General features: G+C 57.0%; 13 protein-coding genes and 4 pseudogenes. 6 read left to right on the forward strand and 11 right to left on the reverse strand.

Annotation, left to right across the window (positions count from 1 at the left end; all coding sequences use genetic code 11):
• Positions 1-16: 16 nt before the first annotated feature.
• From M1D68_RS14715 to M1D68_RS14740, 6 genes are all read right to left on the reverse strand, one after another.
• Positions 17-502: a DUF411 domain-containing protein gene (locus M1D68_RS14715; protein WP_457967361.1), complete on the reverse strand. Its 486-nt coding sequence runs from the start codon at positions 500-502 to the stop codon at positions 17-19.
• A complete protein-coding gene (locus tag M1D68_RS14720) occupies positions 462-1,244 on the reverse strand; it encodes a c-type cytochrome (protein ID WP_457967363.1) in 783 nt (260 codons plus the stop codon). Before M1D68_RS14720 ends, M1D68_RS14715 begins: the two co-directional genes overlap by 41 nt.
• A gap of 10 nt (positions 1,245-1,254) precedes the next feature.
• Positions 1,255-2,355, reverse strand: a complete 1,101-nt coding sequence (locus M1D68_RS14725; protein WP_434559395.1) for a copper resistance protein B — start codon at positions 2,353-2,355, stop codon at positions 1,255-1,257.
• Positions 2,345-2,668, reverse strand: a complete 324-nt coding sequence (locus tag M1D68_RS14730) for a hypothetical protein (protein WP_434559397.1) — start codon at positions 2,666-2,668, stop codon at positions 2,345-2,347. The genes M1D68_RS14725 and M1D68_RS14730 overlap by 11 nt, the downstream gene beginning before the upstream one ends.
• 14 nt (positions 2,669-2,682) lie before the next feature.
• The gene (locus tag M1D68_RS14735) at positions 2,683-4,476 is read right to left on the reverse strand and encodes a copper resistance system multicopper oxidase (RefSeq protein ID WP_434559399.1); all 1,794 of its coding nucleotides are present in this window, start codon (positions 4,474-4,476) and stop codon (positions 2,683-2,685) included.
• 182 nt (positions 4,477-4,658) lie between these two features.
• Positions 4,659-4,865, reverse strand: coding sequence for a co-regulatory protein PtrA N-terminal domain-containing protein (locus M1D68_RS14740; RefSeq protein WP_434559401.1), 207 nt, complete (start codon positions 4,863-4,865; stop codon positions 4,659-4,661).
• A gap of 165 nt (positions 4,866-5,030) precedes the next feature.
• Here M1D68_RS14740 and M1D68_RS14745 point away from each other — a divergent pair, with 165 nt between their 5' ends.
• From M1D68_RS14745 to M1D68_RS14755, 3 genes are all read left to right on the forward strand, one after another.
• Complete coding sequence (locus M1D68_RS14745; protein WP_434676306.1) at positions 5,031-5,708, forward strand: heavy metal response regulator transcription factor; 678 nt, start codon at positions 5,031-5,033, stop codon at positions 5,706-5,708.
• A complete protein-coding gene (locus M1D68_RS14750; protein WP_434564119.1) occupies positions 5,708-7,114 on the forward strand; it encodes a heavy metal sensor histidine kinase in 1,407 nt (468 codons plus the stop codon). Before M1D68_RS14745 ends, M1D68_RS14750 begins: the two co-directional genes overlap by 1 nt.
• A 97-nt stretch (positions 7,115-7,211) precedes the next feature.
• Positions 7,212-7,436, forward strand: coding sequence for a ferredoxin (locus tag M1D68_RS14755; RefSeq protein WP_457970733.1), 225 nt, complete (start codon positions 7,212-7,214; stop codon positions 7,434-7,436).
• A 351-nt stretch (positions 7,437-7,787) separates the two neighbouring features.
• Here the strand turns inward: M1D68_RS14755 and M1D68_RS14760 are convergent.
• A pseudogene (locus M1D68_RS14760) lies at positions 7,788-8,487 on the reverse strand (hypothetical protein); the annotation flags it as partial.
• Between the two features lie 295 nt (positions 8,488-8,782).
• On the opposite strand from M1D68_RS14760, the gene M1D68_RS14765 reads away from it, so the two are divergent.
• Both M1D68_RS14765 and M1D68_RS14770 read left to right on the forward strand, forming a co-directional pair.
• Entirely contained in the window at positions 8,783-9,466 is a 684-nt protein-coding gene (locus M1D68_RS14765; protein WP_457967367.1) for an SOS response-associated peptidase family protein, read from the forward strand.
• A 383-nt stretch (positions 9,467-9,849) separates the two neighbouring features.
• Positions 9,850-10,119: a DUF6555 family protein gene (locus tag M1D68_RS14770; RefSeq protein WP_434559407.1), complete on the forward strand. Its 270-nt coding sequence runs from the start codon at positions 9,850-9,852 to the stop codon at positions 10,117-10,119.
• A gap of 445 nt (positions 10,120-10,564) precedes the next feature.
• On the opposite strand, the pseudogene M1D68_RS14775 reads toward M1D68_RS14770, so the two are convergent.
• The 3 genes and pseudogenes from M1D68_RS14775 to M1D68_RS14785 form a co-directional block, all read right to left on the reverse strand.
• Positions 10,565-11,886, reverse strand: a pseudogene (locus M1D68_RS14775) (APC family permease).
• Between the two features lie 914 nt (positions 11,887-12,800).
• Positions 12,801-14,507, reverse strand: coding sequence for a sensor domain-containing diguanylate cyclase (locus M1D68_RS14780; RefSeq protein ID WP_457967370.1), 1,707 nt, complete (start codon positions 14,505-14,507; stop codon positions 12,801-12,803).
• Between the two features lie 461 nt (positions 14,508-14,968).
• Positions 14,969-15,936, reverse strand: a pseudogene (locus M1D68_RS14785) (LysR substrate-binding domain-containing protein).
• Between the two features lie 20 nt (positions 15,937-15,956).
• On the opposite strand from M1D68_RS14785, the pseudogene M1D68_RS14790 reads away from it, so the two are divergent.
• Positions 15,957-16,728: pseudogene (locus M1D68_RS14790) on the forward strand (MFS transporter); the annotation flags it as partial.
• 457 nt (positions 16,729-17,185) lie between these two features.
• On the opposite strand, the gene M1D68_RS14795 reads toward M1D68_RS14790, so the two are convergent.
• Positions 17,186-17,470 carry a hypothetical protein gene (locus M1D68_RS14795; RefSeq protein ID WP_457967372.1) on the reverse strand — a complete coding sequence of 95 codons (285 nt, stop codon included), beginning with the start codon at positions 17,468-17,470 and terminating at the stop codon, positions 17,186-17,188.
• Between the last annotated feature and the right edge of the window lie 103 nt (positions 17,471-17,573).

Genomic DNA, 17,573 nt, shown 5'->3' on the forward strand with positions numbered 1-17,573 from the left:
CCTCATGGTCGGCGCGTTATTTGGCTGGATAGTTGGCTACTACTTGGTCCTCGCCGCTTTTGGTTAAACCAATGACTTGGTAGGCGTGGCTTACGCCATCAACCTCCATGCCTGGGGATCCAGCTGGCATTCTCGGTACGGCGATCCCGACCAGATCGTTCCGCCCCCTGAGATCTCGAATCTGCTCAGCTGGCACGTGACCTTCAACAAACTTTCCGTCAATCACGGCTGTGTGGCAGGACGCTAACCGTGGCGCTACGCCCAGCTTCTGTTTCACTGCGCTCATGTCCGTCTCAACATGGTCGGTCACTTTGAAACCATCGGCTTCCAGGTGCGCGATCCATTTCTTGCAGCAACCGCAGTTCGCGTCTCGGTGAACGTCGATGGACAATGGCTCGGCAGCGTAGGCCGCCGAGGTCACCAGCAGCCCAGCGATAGCGGCTAGACGAACGAGTATCCGGTTAGTTGGCAGGAGTGTGTTCCTTACCGTCTTTGTGAACATGCGTCTTTGGCGACGATTGCGGGTGGGCATCCGGATGGGCTTCGGCCGCATTGTGGTCACCGTGATGATCTGCCGCTTGAGCGGGGCCTGCGGGTGCAGCTCCATGGTCGTGAGATGCCTGGGCATGATCGTCGTCTGCCGCTTCGTCGTGATCGCCATGCTCGGCATTACCGCTTACGCCGTGCTGACCCTCATGGTTATGCATATCGCTTTCACCGCCGCCGTGCTGGTGGCCACCGCTCGTGGCCACCAAAGCCTTGTACTGCTCCGGATTCATTTGGGGCAGTTGATCCAGGAACGCGACGATTCCCCAGACGTACTCGTCACCCATGCTCTTGCCCCAAGCGGGCATGCCGGTGGCTTTGATACCGTGTTTGATCGTCCAGAATGCGGCGGCCGGATCGCCTCCGACACCCACCTTGGTGAGGTCAGGTGGCGACGGGTATAGCGCTTGGCTTAGTTCAGTCTTCTCAACGCCTGGGGCGAGGTGGCACCCAATGCACATGGCGTTGTAGTTGCCTGCTCCTGCCTTGATCAACGCGGCGTCCTTGAGGTCAGGCACTTCAATGTCTCGCGCTCGAACCTCTATCGACCGGTCGCGAGCCATGGCGAGAAACGAATGAACAGCCGGAAAGTGAGGATCATCGGCTCCGACATTCACCAAGCCGAAATACGCCGTGCCCAAAACCGCAGCACTTCCGACAGCACCGGCCACGAGCAGCGTTGCAATTGTTCTTTTCATGTTGGAATTCTCAGAACCACATCCGGATACCGGCAACGAAGCGTGCCTCATTAACATCTCCACCCTCGTCTCGGATGAAGTCAGCGGTGTTGCCGTAGGAGCGGCTCCAGGTCACGCCTATATACGGGGCAAACTGGCGGATAATTTCATACCGTAGACGCAGCCCGACTTCGGTATTGGCCAGACCCGAGCCAACACCGCGCTCAGGATCGTTCTTGCCATAGAAGTTCGCCTCGGCCGTGGGCTGCAAAATTAAGCGATTGGTCAGCAGGATGTCGTATTCTCCCTCAAGACGCGCAGCAGTCTGGCCGTTCTCGCCGATGAACGCCGTGGCTTCGGCCTCGAAGTCATACAAGGCCATGCCCTGAATACCAAAGGCTGCCCAGGTCTGGGGTGATTCCGGTTTGAAATCCTGACGGACTCCGGCGACCACATCCCACCAGGGACTGACCGCGCGCCCGTACAGCAATTGCAGCTCAGCGTCTTCGGTTAACCCATTTGTGCGCTCGCCTTCCGAACGAACCCAGAGTCGATTGATGTCGCCGCCTATCCAGCCTGATGCGTCCCAGGCCAGGGTGCTGCCCTCATCGGAGTCCTGGTATTCGAGCTGGTCCAACAGGAAGAAGCTATTGATTCCGCTGTCGTGCACCTGGTGGCCACCCAAAGGCGGAAAGGCTGCCTCGCGGTCGGCATCAGTGAGCACTGGAATCGGCGTGCGGCTCGTTGTGGTTGGAGAAGTCGCTGAACCATGGTTCATCTGGGAATGGTCCATGCCCTTCATCGAACCGTGATCCATGCCCTTCATGTTTCCATGGTCCATCTTGCTATGGTCCACCGGGCTGGATTTGCTCTGGCTTTGAGCATGCCCCATCTGGCTGTGATCAACAGGGGCAGTCTGTTTCTGCTGTTTGCTAACCACCATCTTGCTGTGATCCATCGCCGGCATCGCTTCGGACGGAGCAGCATCCATTTGCATGGAACCGTGCCCCATTTTCGAATGATCCATGCCCGAGTGATCCATTTCTTCAGCGGCGAAGCTGGGCGTTACGCCCAGCATGCCGATTGAAACAGTCAGGGCCAGCAGCGAAGGCCGCCCAAAGCTATTGGCCATCTTTCCCTGCCTTAGCTTTGTCGCTGCCATGCGATTCCATCATTTTGTCGTGGTCCATGCCTTCCATCGAGCCATGGTCCATCCCCTTCATCGAGCCGTGATCCATACCTTCCATGGAACCATGGTCCATGCCTTCATGGTTCATCCCCTGGCCCTGCTTGTCCTGCGAGCCTTTGGCTTTGCCTGCCTCGGTGGATTTCTGGGAGTGCTGATCATGGTTGTCGCTGGACCACGACGCCGGGGCATAAACAGCCAGCATGCCTACCATCGCAGCAGAAAAGAAAAAGGCGCTTCGTTTCATTGGTTTGCTCATCTCAGATCTCCAGTTCATTCGTCCACACGGACTTCTCGGAACATGCCCATTTCCATGTGGAACAGTAGGTGACAGTGATAGGCCCAACGTCCCAAGGCACCTGCGGTGACGCGATAGCTTCGTTTTGAGCCAGGTGGCATGTCGATAGTGTGCTTGCGAACCATGAAGTTGCCGTTCTCGTCCTCCAGATCACTCCACATACCGTGGAGATGGATGGGGTGAGTCATCATGGTGTCGTTGACCAAGGTGATGCGAAGACGCTCGCCATATTTCAATCGCAGCGGTTCAGCGTCGGAGAATTTGATACCGTCGAACGACCACGCGAACTTCTCCATGTGGCCGGTAAGGTGCAGTTCGATTGTGCGTCCAGGCTCTCGACCATCGGGATCGATGAAGGTGCTCCGCAAATCGGCGTAGGTCAGTACTCGGCGCCCGTTGTTGCGCAGGCCGATTCCCGGATCGTTCAGCTTCGGGGTCGGCGACATGGTCTGCATATCGACCAACGGGTTGTTGGTCTCGGAAGCTGGATGGCTCTGCATTGCACCGCTCATGCCGGCCATGCCCTCATGACCCATCCCAGCCATCTTGCTGTGATCCATGCCGGCCATGCTGCCATGGTCCAGCCCAGCCATCTTGCTATGGTCCATGCCAGCCATGCTGCCGTGATCCATTCCGCCCATGCTGCCGTGGTCCATGCCCATGTCGCTCATAGCGATGATCGGGCGCGGATCTACCTCCGGCACGGGCGCTTGCAAGCCTTCACGAACTGCCAGGGTGCCTCGGGAGTACCCGGTACGGTCCATGGACTGCGCGAAGATCGTATAGGCCTGCTCGTTTTCAGGTTCGACGATGACATCGTAGGTTTCCGCAACGGCGATCCGAAACTCATCGACCGATACGGGTTTGACGTACTGGCCGTCGGCAGCCACAACCGTCATCTTGAGCCCAGGAATCCGGACATCGAAATAGGTCATGGCCGAGCCGTTGATAAAGCGCAGGCGGATTTTCTCGCCGGGCTTGAAGATTCCCGTCCAGTTGCCGTTCGGAGCCTGGCCGTTCATGAGGTAGGTGTAGGTATACCCGCTCACATCAGCGAGGTCGGTGGGGCTCATCTTCATTTCAGCCCACATCTTCCGATCCGCTACAGCGGCCGACCAGCCTTTCTCGCTCACATCGTCAACGAAGTCGCCAACTGTGCGCTTGTGGAAGTTGTAGTAGTCGGATTGCTTCTTGAGTTTGGAGAGCACCTGCGCCGGGTCTTCATCCGTCCAATCGCTGAGCATGACGACGTAATCACGGTCATATACAAACGGCTCCGGATCCTTGGCATCGATCACCAAAGCCCCATAGACCCCGGACTGTTCTTGGAAGCCTGAGTGACTGTGATACCAGTAAGTACCGTTCTGGTGGACCTTGAACTTGTATTCGTACATGCCATCGGGAGCGATGCCGTGGAAGCTCAAGCCCGGCACACCGTCCATGTTGGCGGGCAAGATGATGCCGTGCCAGTGAATGGAGGTGTCCTGTTTCAACCGGTTGCGTACGCGCAGCGTCACGGTGTCGCCTTCGCGCCATCGCAGGATCGGCCCTGGCACTGAGCCGTTGATGGCCATGGCCGTACGAGCTGCACCCGTGATGTTGACGGGCAGCTCACCGATGTACAGATCGAAGTCCGTGCCGCTCAGCACGTTCGGTTGGCCAGGGCTGGTCACGGCCCAGACCGGCGCGCGCCACATGCCGAGCCCACCCAGAAGTCCGGTAGCGGCCAGGCCTTTGACGAAAGATCGTCTCGTGGTTTTGCTTTGCATGCCGTTGCGTCCAGTCAGGTAGATCGCTGATATCCAGGCTGCTCGATGGCGCAGCCCTTGGGTTCATTGGAGCTCTCACCAGTCTCGTAGACTTTCGCCACTGCGCGAGGCTGATGAGAGGCCGTAGTCTGAAACTGCCATAATTCAGATTCCGGGGTAATTACATTTTCTGTAAGCTCGGATCAGCAGTTTTCGTGGCCCGCGTGCTTACTGGGCTGGGCGGCGACTGGCGCCTGCTCTTTCTTCTCCTGCGCAACCTGGTAGGCCTGCATGGAGCTTTGGCGAGCCGCTTCCATCCGCGCAAAAGCCCGGTCCGCGCCGCCCTCTGCCAGGGCGATGCCTGCCATGCCGAAGGTAACGACCATCAAAATTGCTTTGACCATGTTCATCTGGAGATCCTCAGTGGGTTCTGCGCCTCATGGCGTCAGGTACAGGGTCAAGTTAGCCTCGCGGTGCTGTCAGAAAACTGATCTCGACATTACTTTTCCGTCAGCTTCTGGTGGGGCGTCTTTTTTCCTGCAAACTAGAGATGCACCCCGCATGGATGAGAGCAGATGAAATTACTCGTAGCCGAAGATGAGCCGAAAACCGGTGTCTACCTCCAGCAAGGCCTGACAGAAGCTGGCTTCACCGTTGACCGGGTGATGACAGGCACTGACGCCCTGCAACAGGCACAGAGCGAAGCGTATGACTTGCTGATCCTCGACGTGATGATGCCGGGGCTCGACGGCTGGGAGGTCCTGCGCAAGATCCGTGCAGCGGGTCAGGATGTGCCGGTCCTTTTCTTGACGGCCCGAGACGGCGTAGACGACCGCGTGAAAGGTTTGGAGCTGGGCGCTGATGATTACCTGGTGAAGCCCTTTGCGTTCTCGGAGCTGCTGGCTCGGGTTCGCACGTTGCTGCGCAGAGGCAACGGTGGTTCTGCTCAAACCACCATGAAGATGGCAGACCTTGAGGTAGACCTGCTCAAGCGTCGAGCTACGCGAAACGGCAAGCGGATCGACCTTACTGCGAAGGAGTTTTCCCTGTTGGAGCTGCTCATGCGCCGACGCGGCGAGGTGCTCCCCAAGTCGCTGATCGCTTCTCAGGTCTGGGACATGAATTTCGACAGTGACACCAACGTGATCGAGGTCGCGATTCGTCGACTGCGGGCCAAGATTGATGACGACTTCGCGCCAAAGCTCATCCATACCGCCCGAGGCATGGGCTACATGATGGATGTGTCCGAGTGATGCGACCGCAATCATCGCTCGTCAAGCGACTGACCCTGATGTTCATGTTCGCGGTGACTGCTGTCCTGATGGTTGCTGGCGTGGCTTTCTATGGACTCAGCCAGCACCATTTCCGGATGCTAGATGAGCAGGCGCTTTCCGAAAAGCTGGAGTCAACGCGTCATATCCTGTCCATCTCAGCAGCGCGAGGCGGGCTAGACGATCAGGAGCAGCAGCTGCGGGCATTGCTCGGCGCACATCAAGATCTGTCGGTGAAAATCACCAAGGCTGACGGAACGGTCCTTTTTTCAGACCCCAAAGCCTCCCAAATTCCTCAGGGGTTCGAGCAGGCGCATCGGGGTGCGGTCTGGGAATGGCAGGATGAATCGCAGAACTTCCGCGGCATTACCGCCCAGCTGACCATGACAGGCGAGCCTGAACCAGTGACTGCCGTGCTGATGCTCAATGTCACCACTCACGCCCATTTCTTTGTCACCCTGCAATGGTGGTTCGGCATCGGCTTGGTGATCAGCGCGATTGTGAGCGCAGGCTTGGGCTGGGTCGTGGCCAAGAGTGGGCTTCGGCCTGTTGGGCAAATCACCAAAGTGGCGACCGGGATGTCGGCAAGATCACTCCGCGAGCGCATTCCCCTGGAGCCCGTACCGCTAGAGCTTCAGGAGCTCATCCTGTCTTTCAACGGGATGCTGGGACGATTGGAGGATGCATTCGTTCGGTTGTCCAACTTCTCTGCCGATATCGCTCACGAGTTGAGAACGCCGGTCAGCAACCTACTGACCCATACCGAAGTGGTGCTCACCAAGAAGCGTGGCCTGGATGCCTATGAGGAAAACCTCTATTCGAACCTTGAAGACCTCAAGCGCATGTCGCGCATGATCGACGACATGCTTTTCCTCGCCAAGGCGGATAACGGTCTGATCGTGCCTGAGCAGATTGATGTGGAGCTCTCCGAGCTCGTATCCAAGCTGTTCGAGTACTATCAGTTCCTGGCTGAGGACCGTGGCATTCAGCTGACCCTCAAAGGTCGTGGCAAGGTTCGTGGCGATCGCCTGATGATTGACCGAGCGCTTTCCAACCTTTTATCGAACGCGTTGCGCTACACCCCGGAAGGCAATGAGATATCAGTGCAGATCGAGCAAACACCTGAAACCGTGACGCTTTCCGTGCGTAACAGCGGGGTAACCATCGATCCCCAGCACATTGCCAAGATCTTCGACCGGTTCTATCGAGCAGATCCAGCCAGGCGAGAAGGCGGGCCGAGCAATGCTGGCCTGGGTCTGTCGATAACACGCTCCATCATTGAGGCTCACAGCGGACGAATCTGGTGTACTTCGTCGGAGGGTGTCACAACTTTTCTCATCAGCCTCCAAGCCTCCAAGCGGTTGGTCGGTGCAGCCCCAACCCCTTAATGCTGAATTCAAGAATACATCTTGTAATGCCTGCCTTGTGCGCTGGCCTGAGAATACTGCGCATGAGCCTGCCTGGAAGAAACAGGACGTATCAATGATGGCCGACTGCATCAAGGCGGACAGGGATTGCGCAGAGATGTGCAAGCTTGCGGCTACCTTGATGGCACGAGAAAGCATACTCGCCAAAGCCCATTGTGCGCTGTGCGCCAGGATTTTCCGCGCTTCCGGGGAGGAGTGCGGTGAGCATAAGGCAGACCACTGTCAGCATTGCGCAGAGGCCTGGATGGCCTATGCAGCATCCTGCGAAGCAATGGCTGCGTAGGCGTATTTCGCCCAGGAGACGGGTAGACCGCTCATGACGAGCATGCGCTCTGGCGGAGCCTAGCTTGGGCAGCTAGCTAACCAACGGCGCTGCCTTATGGATATTGTTACAAAGAAGCCCGCCTCGGCGGCGGGCTATCAGATGTCTCCAAGGGAAGGCTGTAGGCCAACAAGTCTCGGAGCAAGCACTCGTAGGATACGCCTCTTGGCTCACACCTACCAGCCAGCTTCGGCGGAAGCGTCCTGCGTTCTGACGGCACTGGAAGCGGCTTATGTAGGCCCCGTCAATTGGCAGGGTAATCCGCCAAGACAAGGCTGGCTGATTATTTCCAGGCGGTATGCCCTCAGGCAGCTGTTCCTCCACCGAGGCAATCTCGGCGTACAACGCCCGCGCCACCGGGTCGGCGAATAGTGGGCCGATGTTCATATAGTAATCGTGGGTCTGGTATTCCGCGCCGGTAATCAGCGCGGCATGGATTTTGGTGATCAGTGCGGCGCTGTCCTTCTGATAGTTGTCTCGAAGGTCATCGCCGGGGGCGCTGCTCGCTGGTGGGCCGGCCGGGCACGATGTCCGTGTAGCCTTGCAGGATGTTATTGGCGTCCTTGCCTTCCAGGCGATCAAGCATCGCGGCGTAACGGTAGAGGTGGTCGAAATCTTCCAGCAAACCGAAGCGGTATGTCTGCGCCTGGTAAGGATCCGGCTCGTTCTGGGCCACCGCGGCGGTGACTTCGATGGCGACCTGTTCGTAGGCCACGGTGGTTTCCAGGGGGGAATGATCCGCCGACAGCAACCAGTTGATGGCCGTCATCTGATGGTGTTCGGCACGCCTGACCTGAGCCAGGGGCAGTTGCAGCTCCTTGTGGAAACGCGCACCGAAATGCTTGAGGCGCAGGGCGTCGGACTCGACGCCGTTCATCAATATCACCCGCACACGGGTGAACGCATCGTCGTCCAGTTTGCTGATCGGTTTGCCGGCCAGCTCACGCCAGGTAAAGGTCTGCTTGTCGAGGGGAGTCCCTTTGTTATCCAGCAGATTATCGATTTTGGTCATGGGTCGATCTCCTTCATCAGAGGCCACGCGAAGCACCGTCGAAGCAACGGCGCTGGGGCACAAAACGAACGACCCTGGAGAAATGCGCAGCTCTCCACGCAGACGATGAGCGGTCGCATAAGTGGATGAAATGCCGCTTGATTTTCCGCTCATCAGGTCGGGACAAGGATTTTCGAACCAAGGGCTGGCGCGCCGGCTCGGAGCTACATAACATCGCCGCAACCGACTCAAGACGACTGGTTTTTTGCGGCTTCAACGGCGGGGTGTAGTCAATATCTGCCTGGGAGTTTTCGCGATGTGTGAATGTTTCGTTCAGCCTGTCTCTTCCAAGGATTCCCTGGCGTTCTTTGCCCAGCGCGAGCCCTTCAGTGCCAACTCATCAAGCTTGTCCGCCGACAGTCTTCACGCCGCGGCGGCGCCCGCGCTGCATGAGCGACAAAGCGTGATCAAGCCGAACATGCAGGTCAGCGCCATACGCAACCGTGGCGGGCGGCTGGAGTGCATCAAGGTGCGCTGGGGGTGGTCGCCTGTCTGGTCGATGGGCACGATGCCGCCGCTGACCCACCTGCCCTTGCACCTGGTGATGCGCTCCAAGGTCTTTGACCGGGTCAAGCGCGATGGCAGAGTCTTGATAGCGGTCGATGGTTGGTATGAAGCGTCAGAACCTGACGTGACTGTACCGTCCCGCCGCCTCAGCTATACGACCTCCCGCCAATCGTCACCGATATTCCTTGCGGCCCTAGCCCAGGCCAGTGAAACGCCAAATGGTTGCGATGGCCTTGCCCTAGTGACCTACGGCGAGATTGTCAGCGAGCAGCAAAGAGTGCTGGCCTTTACCCGCGAAGATGCGTTGGTATGGCTCCAGCCCGACTTACAATGGGGGCAAGCGCAGCAGATCGCCATGCATATTGCGATTGCCGAACCGCAGCTTGAACACTTATTGACAACTGAGCGACGGGCCCTAGGAAGGCGAGGATGACCGCTATATGGTGTTGTAAACATCTCTATAAGGAAGGACTTTTATCCGAAATTGTTTACAAATTTCTGACGGTCCACTGCATCGCGTTCGAGCCGTCGTCACATACCGCAACCGCCACCGCAACAATTCTGGAACGCAGGAAAAAGTCACCGCCGTCGGCAGCCCTAGCAATCCATTGCCGCTCCGGCCACGGAATCAACGATGACTCAATTTTCCGTTGGCTACCGCGCCGACCATCGATAGCTTTGCCGGGTTTGTAGGCCTGTTGTTCATCGCCAAGGCTGGATTAGGTATGCACCTCGGCGCCTACGTCCAGCCTCGTCAGACGGATTGAATTAAAAGCCCTCCAAGTACTCAGTAACTCCTCACCGGGAGAAATAACGATGCCCTCAGCCATGCTGTACATCATCGATTACGAAATACATGGAGTGCCGAAGTCTTTCATCATTCGCTTAGACATCATGAATAACGCTGAGGCATGGCATTGGGCGAGTTGCGATGCGGGCGTGGGCCGGATTCCGAAGTTCGGTCGAGAAAAGGTCAGGCGTGTCAGTAAGCCCCTCGCGGAGCGTTTAGGCATTTCCAATGTTCGCTGGCGCTTGTCGGGCGCAGAACCTTTCAAGCCCGCCGCCTACGTCCCACCAAGGTATTAGCTCCTTCATGAAGAGGGTGGTCCTTAAGCTGATTCGCGACCGCGCTCCACCATAAAGCGTCTGGTATCTGAAGGACCTTCTGACTCCTTTGTCGACGCAACGGAAGGGGGGTACCGAAGGATTGCGGCCGCATAAATGGTCGATGCTGAGCGGCCTCATGACGATGATCTGCCATGAAGATCCGAGTCTCGTATTACATCATTCAGAGCTAAGGGTCTCTGACTTAGCGGTGCATACAAAACACTGTTTGATTGTCAGCATCGTCTCGATGCGGGCAGAAGCACTTCCCCTACCCGCCCAAGCCCCTAAACAAATGCTTGAGCTACTCGATTGGTGCTTTTTCAAGTTAACGAACTCAGCGAGTCAGGCAGGAAGAGTACTCCTCCTGGTCCCCAAAACAGGCGGTCCACTCAAAATCTATGCTTTAATCGTGCCATTTGCTCTGCTAGTTAAGCTTAACAACGGTAGGCACGGTAAGCCGGGTAAACACATACAGCAGCACACCCACTAAAACAAGTGCCCCGCCTCGCAGCCAAGTGCCCATGTTTTGCTGACTCAGCAATACGAGGCAAGACAGGATCGCCAGCCAGGGTACCCAGGTGGGAACCTGAAAATGTTCTTCTGCAACCTTGTCCTTGCGTAACACCAGCACGGCCACGTTGGTGCTGAGGAACACAAACAGTAAAAGCAGCACCACGGTTTGCGCCAAGGTCGCCAACGTTCCTGTCAGCGTCAGTGCGATGGCGACGAGCGTCATGGCAATAATGGCCGCCCATCGTGTGCGCCTGTGCGGCAGGACCCGTCCCAGGACATCTGGCAACAGCCCCAGATTTGCCATCCCATAGGTGAGTCGACTGGCCATGATCATGGTCAGCAGCGCTCCGTTGGCCACCGCGATGAGCGCGATAAAGGCGAACAGGCGAGGCGAAATGTCGAGCCCGGAAGCCCGAACCACCTCGAGTAATGGAGCTGAGGTCGCGAGCAGTTTCTCCGTTGGCAATACTGAGGACGCGGCGACCCCAACAGCCATGTAAACCACCCCTGCGGTAATCAGCGCCGCGATCAACGCCCGTGGGTATACCTTGCGAACATCCTTGATCTCTTCCGCGAGATTGGCGGACGTCTCAAAACCCACGAACGAATAGAATGCGAGCAACGCAGCGCCCAATACCGCCAGCATCGGACTGACCCCTGGCTTGAACTCCAGCGCCCTTGCCAGTTCAGCTTCGCCAGAACTGAAAAAGTAACCCGCAGCAACGATGACCAATATCAGCCCTGACAGCTTGATCACGGTCATCAGCAGATTCGCCCCCAGCGATTCCTTGATCCCTCGTGGGTTCAACAGGGCAATGACCAACAAAAAGATCAGCGCAGCAACGTGGGGTGATACCTCGATGAATGCGCCAAGATAGTCCCCCGCGAAGGCCAGCGAGAGACGGCAGCGCTGGTCACCGCCGCGGCGAGCATGCAAAAACCGACCAGGAACGATATCAGCGGTGACTTGAAAGCCTTTTCGGCAGACACCGACGCCGCGCCCGCGTGAGGGTATTTCGAGACCAGTTCGGCGTACGAACCTGCCGTCAACATTGCGAAAAACAACGCGATCAACAACGGCACCCAGATCGCCCCGCCTACCTCTCCGGCGATGGTACCCGCCAGCGCATAAACGCCAGCGCCCAGTACATCGCCCAGGATGAACAGAAACAGCATCGGCCCCGTGACGGCGCGGCGCAAAGAGGGCTTGGGTTGTGACGGGTTTACTGTCATTGAAGGCTCTGCCAGGGGATATTTTTCCGCAAGATTCATCCGAGCGTCATGCCCTGGCATAACCTCTGAGGAGTGGAAAAATTCGCAGGGTAAAAGTTCACTTAATCGCCGATGGAGGTGGGGCACAAGAGTGGATTAGCTCGCGAACCGCCAGTCTCAAAGGCTCAAAATCCTCAAGTGGCACAAGCGGCAGCGCTTTCGGTCGGCCAGTCACTTTGACGGTGCCACGCGGGTACGGGATTAAAACGCAAATGCTCGATAAAGAAGCCTCGGAATGCGCTCCGACTACTGCAAAGTAAGCGTAATGAAAGCAGGTGGTAGCGCCATGGCTTTGTCCGTTTGCACTCGAATCCATTTAAGGACGAGTCGGGCAATTACTGCCACATAAGTGGATGCCAACTTGATGTGCGTGATGTGAGCGATGCGTAGGCTGACTGCTTACGGTCAGTCTCGACGTTTAGCTCTTTGAGAACACCCTATAGCCGCGAAGACGCAGCCTGGTATCCAAAAGCCAGGATTGCCGGTGCCTAAGCCTACGGCAAGTAGCGAGATGCCTATTGGGAGCATGATGCGTTCTCCATAACCGAACAATCCATTCATAACTGATCTAAATTTAGCATAGGCCCATCGCAATAGTGGAAGAAACCGTCATTTTTGCAGGAACCATGAGACTCATCAGATCGCTAAGATGAGTAAAAAACGTAGATATCTCCCATGCAAGATGAGATGGCTGGACGGTTACTGTATTTTGCCCTAACGCCAACTTTGCTTTTTCCATTTGTTTGACAGGACGCTCGGGTTGCGGGTACTGAACTGCGACACCTTTGCGGTGTCTGCGGCAGTCAACCAGTCATCGCTGGTGCTTCTGATCGGGCGACGAGCAGCGATCAGCCTGCTGCATCCCATCGAAACTTCTAGCGCTCATGCTTCACCAGAGGCCAGCATTCAACTCTGTTTTTCCCCAACCGCTTGGCTGCGTAAAGCGCTGAGTCAGCCGCCTTCAAAAGAGAGCCTTGGTCCAACCCGCTGGTTTCTGTAGAAGCGACCCCGAACGAAGCAGTCACTGTGAATGTCTGACCGTGATCCGTAAGACTCAACCCTTCAAGAGATGCTCGTATGAGCTCAGCACGTGACGTAGCGCTCTCTGAGGGACATTCTGGAAGAATCACAATCAGTTCCTCTCCGCCAAATCGACACGCGATGTCTGACGACCTCAACGATCGCAAAAGCAAAGCGGAAACCGCACGAAGCACAGTGTCGCCTGCTGGATGGCCATAGGAGTCATTCAGATGTTTGAAGTTATCGAGGTCTAGCATGACGACACTCAGGGCTGACCCGTTGCGCTCAGAGCGCGCCAGCTCCCGCTTTAGCGCCTCGTCCATGAACCGCCGATTATACAGCCCTGTCAGCGGATCCTTGATGGACTGAGTCTCCAATACTTGGCGCATCCGGCCATTCGCCAACGCCAGAGCCGTTTGTTCCGCCACAGCCTCAGCAATCTGTAACCGCTCTTCGGACAGGTCCTGCAGTCCAACCTGACGGATATGCAACAGACCCAGAATCTCGCCATAAGCCATTAAGGGCAAACAGCAATCGGTCACTTGGTCGGTGCCCGACGCCGCTGGGTAATGGCGACAGGAAAGATCGTGATGATGCTCAGTCAAATGCCATCGCCCTCGCCTGATTGCCCAACAATCCTTTGGGCTGAGCATGACATCAGCATTCTTCCCTTCAGCTTGGCCCCACGACGCCGCTTGCTGAAGGACATCCGCCGAATTGCGATAGAGAAAGAACTCCCCTTCACTCGCAGGTATTAATCGCTGACAGTACGTGCTGGCTAGTTGCAGCGTTTCCGTTTGAGTCAACTCCGTCTGCGCCAACCTCGCCATCTCAGCGAGAAGGCCTATCTCCCCGTTGCGCCGCTCCAACTGCTCCAGGCTCTGGCTCAGTTGATCGCTGACAAGGATGGCCGCTGCGGCGGACTCCGATTGACGTCGGATGCTACGTCGCATGGATGTATAGATAAAGCGACCCAAGCCCAAGGTCACGATAAAACTTACGATGGAAACCGCGACGGCCCAGCGGATGTTGCTCAAGAGTTGACGTTCGAGCGCCGCCAGTTCCTCTGCTTCGTCACTGATTAGTTCCGCACTGATGGTGCGCACCGTGTCCATCAGGGCTTTACCACCGCCAGCAGCAATCTCCGTCACTGCCGCGTCATTTCCGTGGGGGCTTACCAGCTTCACCACACGATCCAAATGCGCCATTTTCATTTCAGCGTGGCGGATGAATTCTTCAACGCGCCCAACCTCTTCCGCTGGATCGCCTTGATAGGATTCGCGCAGGCTCTTTAGGGCCGGAGGCAGTTGGGATATGGCGATATAGTATGGTTGTAGAAAGACTTCCTTTTCCGTCAACACGTAACCGCGCTCACCGGTCTCAGCATCCACCAACAAGCTCTGAACGTTGCGAATACGATCTATCTGGGCCTCGACAACGTTACGCTCCAGGCGCGTCTCATTTGTCCAGAACAACGTGGTGGGACTCACGGCCGCGGTGACGGCCATAACAATACTCGCGGCAGCGGTAGCGATGAGAAGGCTTGCTTTACGATCAGGCATTAACGATTACGCTCTTGGGGACCAATGATGTCGACATGCTAGAGAAAACGGCAGGAGGCAGAGGCAGTTAATAGGTTATGGCACCCAATAATAAGGCAACTAACCGCTATCGCCACGTGTCGGGGAAGCTAGGAGATTGCGCTAAGAAGCTCCCATTGAATCCTTGAGGCACCACTCATCAGATTTAGACGCTGGACGAGGTACTACCTCGCTACGAGGTTAAAGGGCCGGGGCCAGCATGCGCTGTTCCACCCAAGGGGCGCCCCGCACGGCACAATCCGTCGGCACAATCCCGAACTACCTTCTCGCAGACAAAACGGATTATAGGCAAATGAACGAGAGAAATCTGTGGCATTGGGCGGGACATGTGAGGGGGAACCCGGCTTGAGATCGCACCACCACCCCAATTATCGCGGTGCCTACTTTCGAGATCTCGATGGCAACAAGCTGTGCGTCTGCTGTCATGACTCGTTGCCGACTGGTTCGTGGCACCACGGGCAAAAGCCTTTATAACCGTTGCGCCCGGCCTCCACCACCTGAGTCAAATTGGCCGTCAGTAAGTCCAATAAAACAGCGACCTTGGGCAGCGCCTCACGGCTTTGCAAGATTGATCGCCATCCCATCAGTTGCCGACTGGGGCAGTACTTCGACTAATGTTCCTTCGTCCAATTGCCGTTGGACCAACCAGGACGGCAACTGGACGATACCGCAGCCCGCCAACACCGCAACCACCAAGCCCTCGGCATCGCCCACCACCAGCGTTGGAGCCACCAGCATCCTGGCCGTTTCGCCCCTGTGGCGCCCGGCGAAATTCCAAGGGCTGACATTTCCCGCCATCCGTAGGCGATGCACCGGTGCTGTTCCAGATCAAGGTCCGTCAGGGGGTGCCATGCCTGGCGAGATGCGCAGGTGATGCGCAGAAAATATGCCATTCGCTACCCAGATACCGATGCCCCACCGTGTCCGGCCATACCTCTGCGCCGCCCAAACGGATAGCGATGTCCACATCTTCCTGTACGGCGTCGATGAAACTGTCGGAGAACGAAATGTGCGGGACCAATTGCGGGTATCGCTCCAGGCAGCGCAAGACGACAGGCAGTACCTGGGAACGGCCGAAAGCACCGGGAAGGTCGATCCGGCCCCTGCCACGGGGCTCGGCGTTTTCAGCCTGTAGCGACAGCTCGGCTTCTTCGAGGTCGGCAAGCACGCTTGTGCATGTGCGAAAAAGGGCCCCCTCTGCATCGGTAAGCGAAACACGTCGGGTCGTACGGTCGAACAGTCGGACGCCGAGCCGGCTTTCCAGGCGAGCAACGCTTTTACTGATGGCAGAACCCGTGAGGCTCATCCGTTCAGCAGCAGCCTTGAAGCTGCCGGATTCAGCGACGCAGACGAATACATCGATGCCCTTCAATCGTTCGGAGGAAAACATGGACATCCTTGATTCATGACACGCTGACCAACATCGGTTATGCCGTTGGGCCGTTTCTGGGGGCGGGCATGGCCAAGCTGGACATCAGCTTGCCATTCCTGTTGTCCGGCATGCTGGGCGCCGGATTCTGCCTGGTCTATTTCGTCTGGGGCGACAGAGGCCTGACGGTCGTTGATGTGAGATACAAACCTGTGCCTTTCCTGGCCGTAGGCAAGCTTCTGCTCCGGGATTACCGCTTAGTGTGCTTCACCCTCGGCGGTCTGCTCAGCGCGGTGGTCTCCGGCCAGTTCACGGCCTATCTCTCACAGTACCTGGTGGTCACGACATTAGCAGAGTCCACCTATCGCACCATCAGCGCCATTGTGACGACCAATGCGCTGATGGTGATCAGCCTGGAATACGCCATTGGCCGAAGAGTCTCTCAACATCTGAACTTGTGGCTGGCGGCGGGGCTGAGTCTGTTCATCCTTGGGTTGGCCGGCTTTGTCCTGGCCGATACCCTCGTGCTCTGGGTGATTGCCATGGCGGTGTTCACGCTCGGAGAGATCATCGTCTTCCCCGCTGAATACATGTTCATTGACAACATCGCGCCCGACCACTTTCGAGGCATGTACTACGCTGCGCAAAATCTTGGCAACCTCGGCGCCGCCTCCGGACCGGTGCTGTGTGCCCTGGTATTGGCGACAACCGCCTCACTGCATCTTCTACATGCTCGCCCTCTTCATTGCTGCCGGTGGCGTGTTTTATTTCCTGGGGGCTTGGAGGCTGGTCGACTCGCCGGCCAAGACGTAACGCACGGCTTGTCACGGGCCGGTAAATAACGACCGGACGGGGCGCTAAAGAGAGCAAGATTGGCGGAGCGTATTGTGCCCGTTGGCCTCATGCTGGGTCCTCTCCAGGGGAAAGACCATGACCGACACACAAACAGATGGTTGCTGCGGTGTGAATTGCCCGACACTCAGGAGCTGAGATTATTCCTGATGAGCAATGCCGCGGACGTCAAAGTCGTGTCGCCCGCACCCCTTCTCTGTCATATCCGCGAGCAACTCGATACAGCGCTCCAGCCTGATGAACTCCTGCAACACCCGTTCATCGGCGCGCCGAATCATGTGGCGGGGTAATCCTAGGGAAACTCCGGGCGATAGGCGTCTTCGAGCAACAGCCGCCAGGCTTTCAGTTCATTTTCAAGTAGGTTTCACTCACGGGGTTGTCCTTTAAAGTTCGAGCCAGTGGTCCCAACCCGGATAAACTAGGGTGGCGCCAGGTGGTAAGCAAGGCTCAGCTCACTTACGCAAGAAGATCTTGCTTTTTGAAGTTGCGCACCGGCCAGGTGCGTTTCCTCCTGTTCCAGGGCATGGCCGAAGCGCTTGGCGATCAGTGGATGGGCCCCCTTCTGAACCAGTTCGATCAGCAACTCCCAAGCGGCGTTGTCCTCTAGCTCGATTGTCGGGATCGCGCTCATCGATTGGGACACGGTCGTGCGTGGGGCGGTCAATACTTGCAGCACGCCCACGACCTTGACGCCCGCCACCATCCGAATCCATTTGCATTAAGCAAAAATTGCGTCCATAAACGTAAGTTTCGAGAAACTAAAAGGCGCTCCTCTCTTACCAATCAAAGGCCGGATGACACGCGAG

It is taken from the genome of Pseudomonas sp. R4-84 (assembly GCF_054130985.1).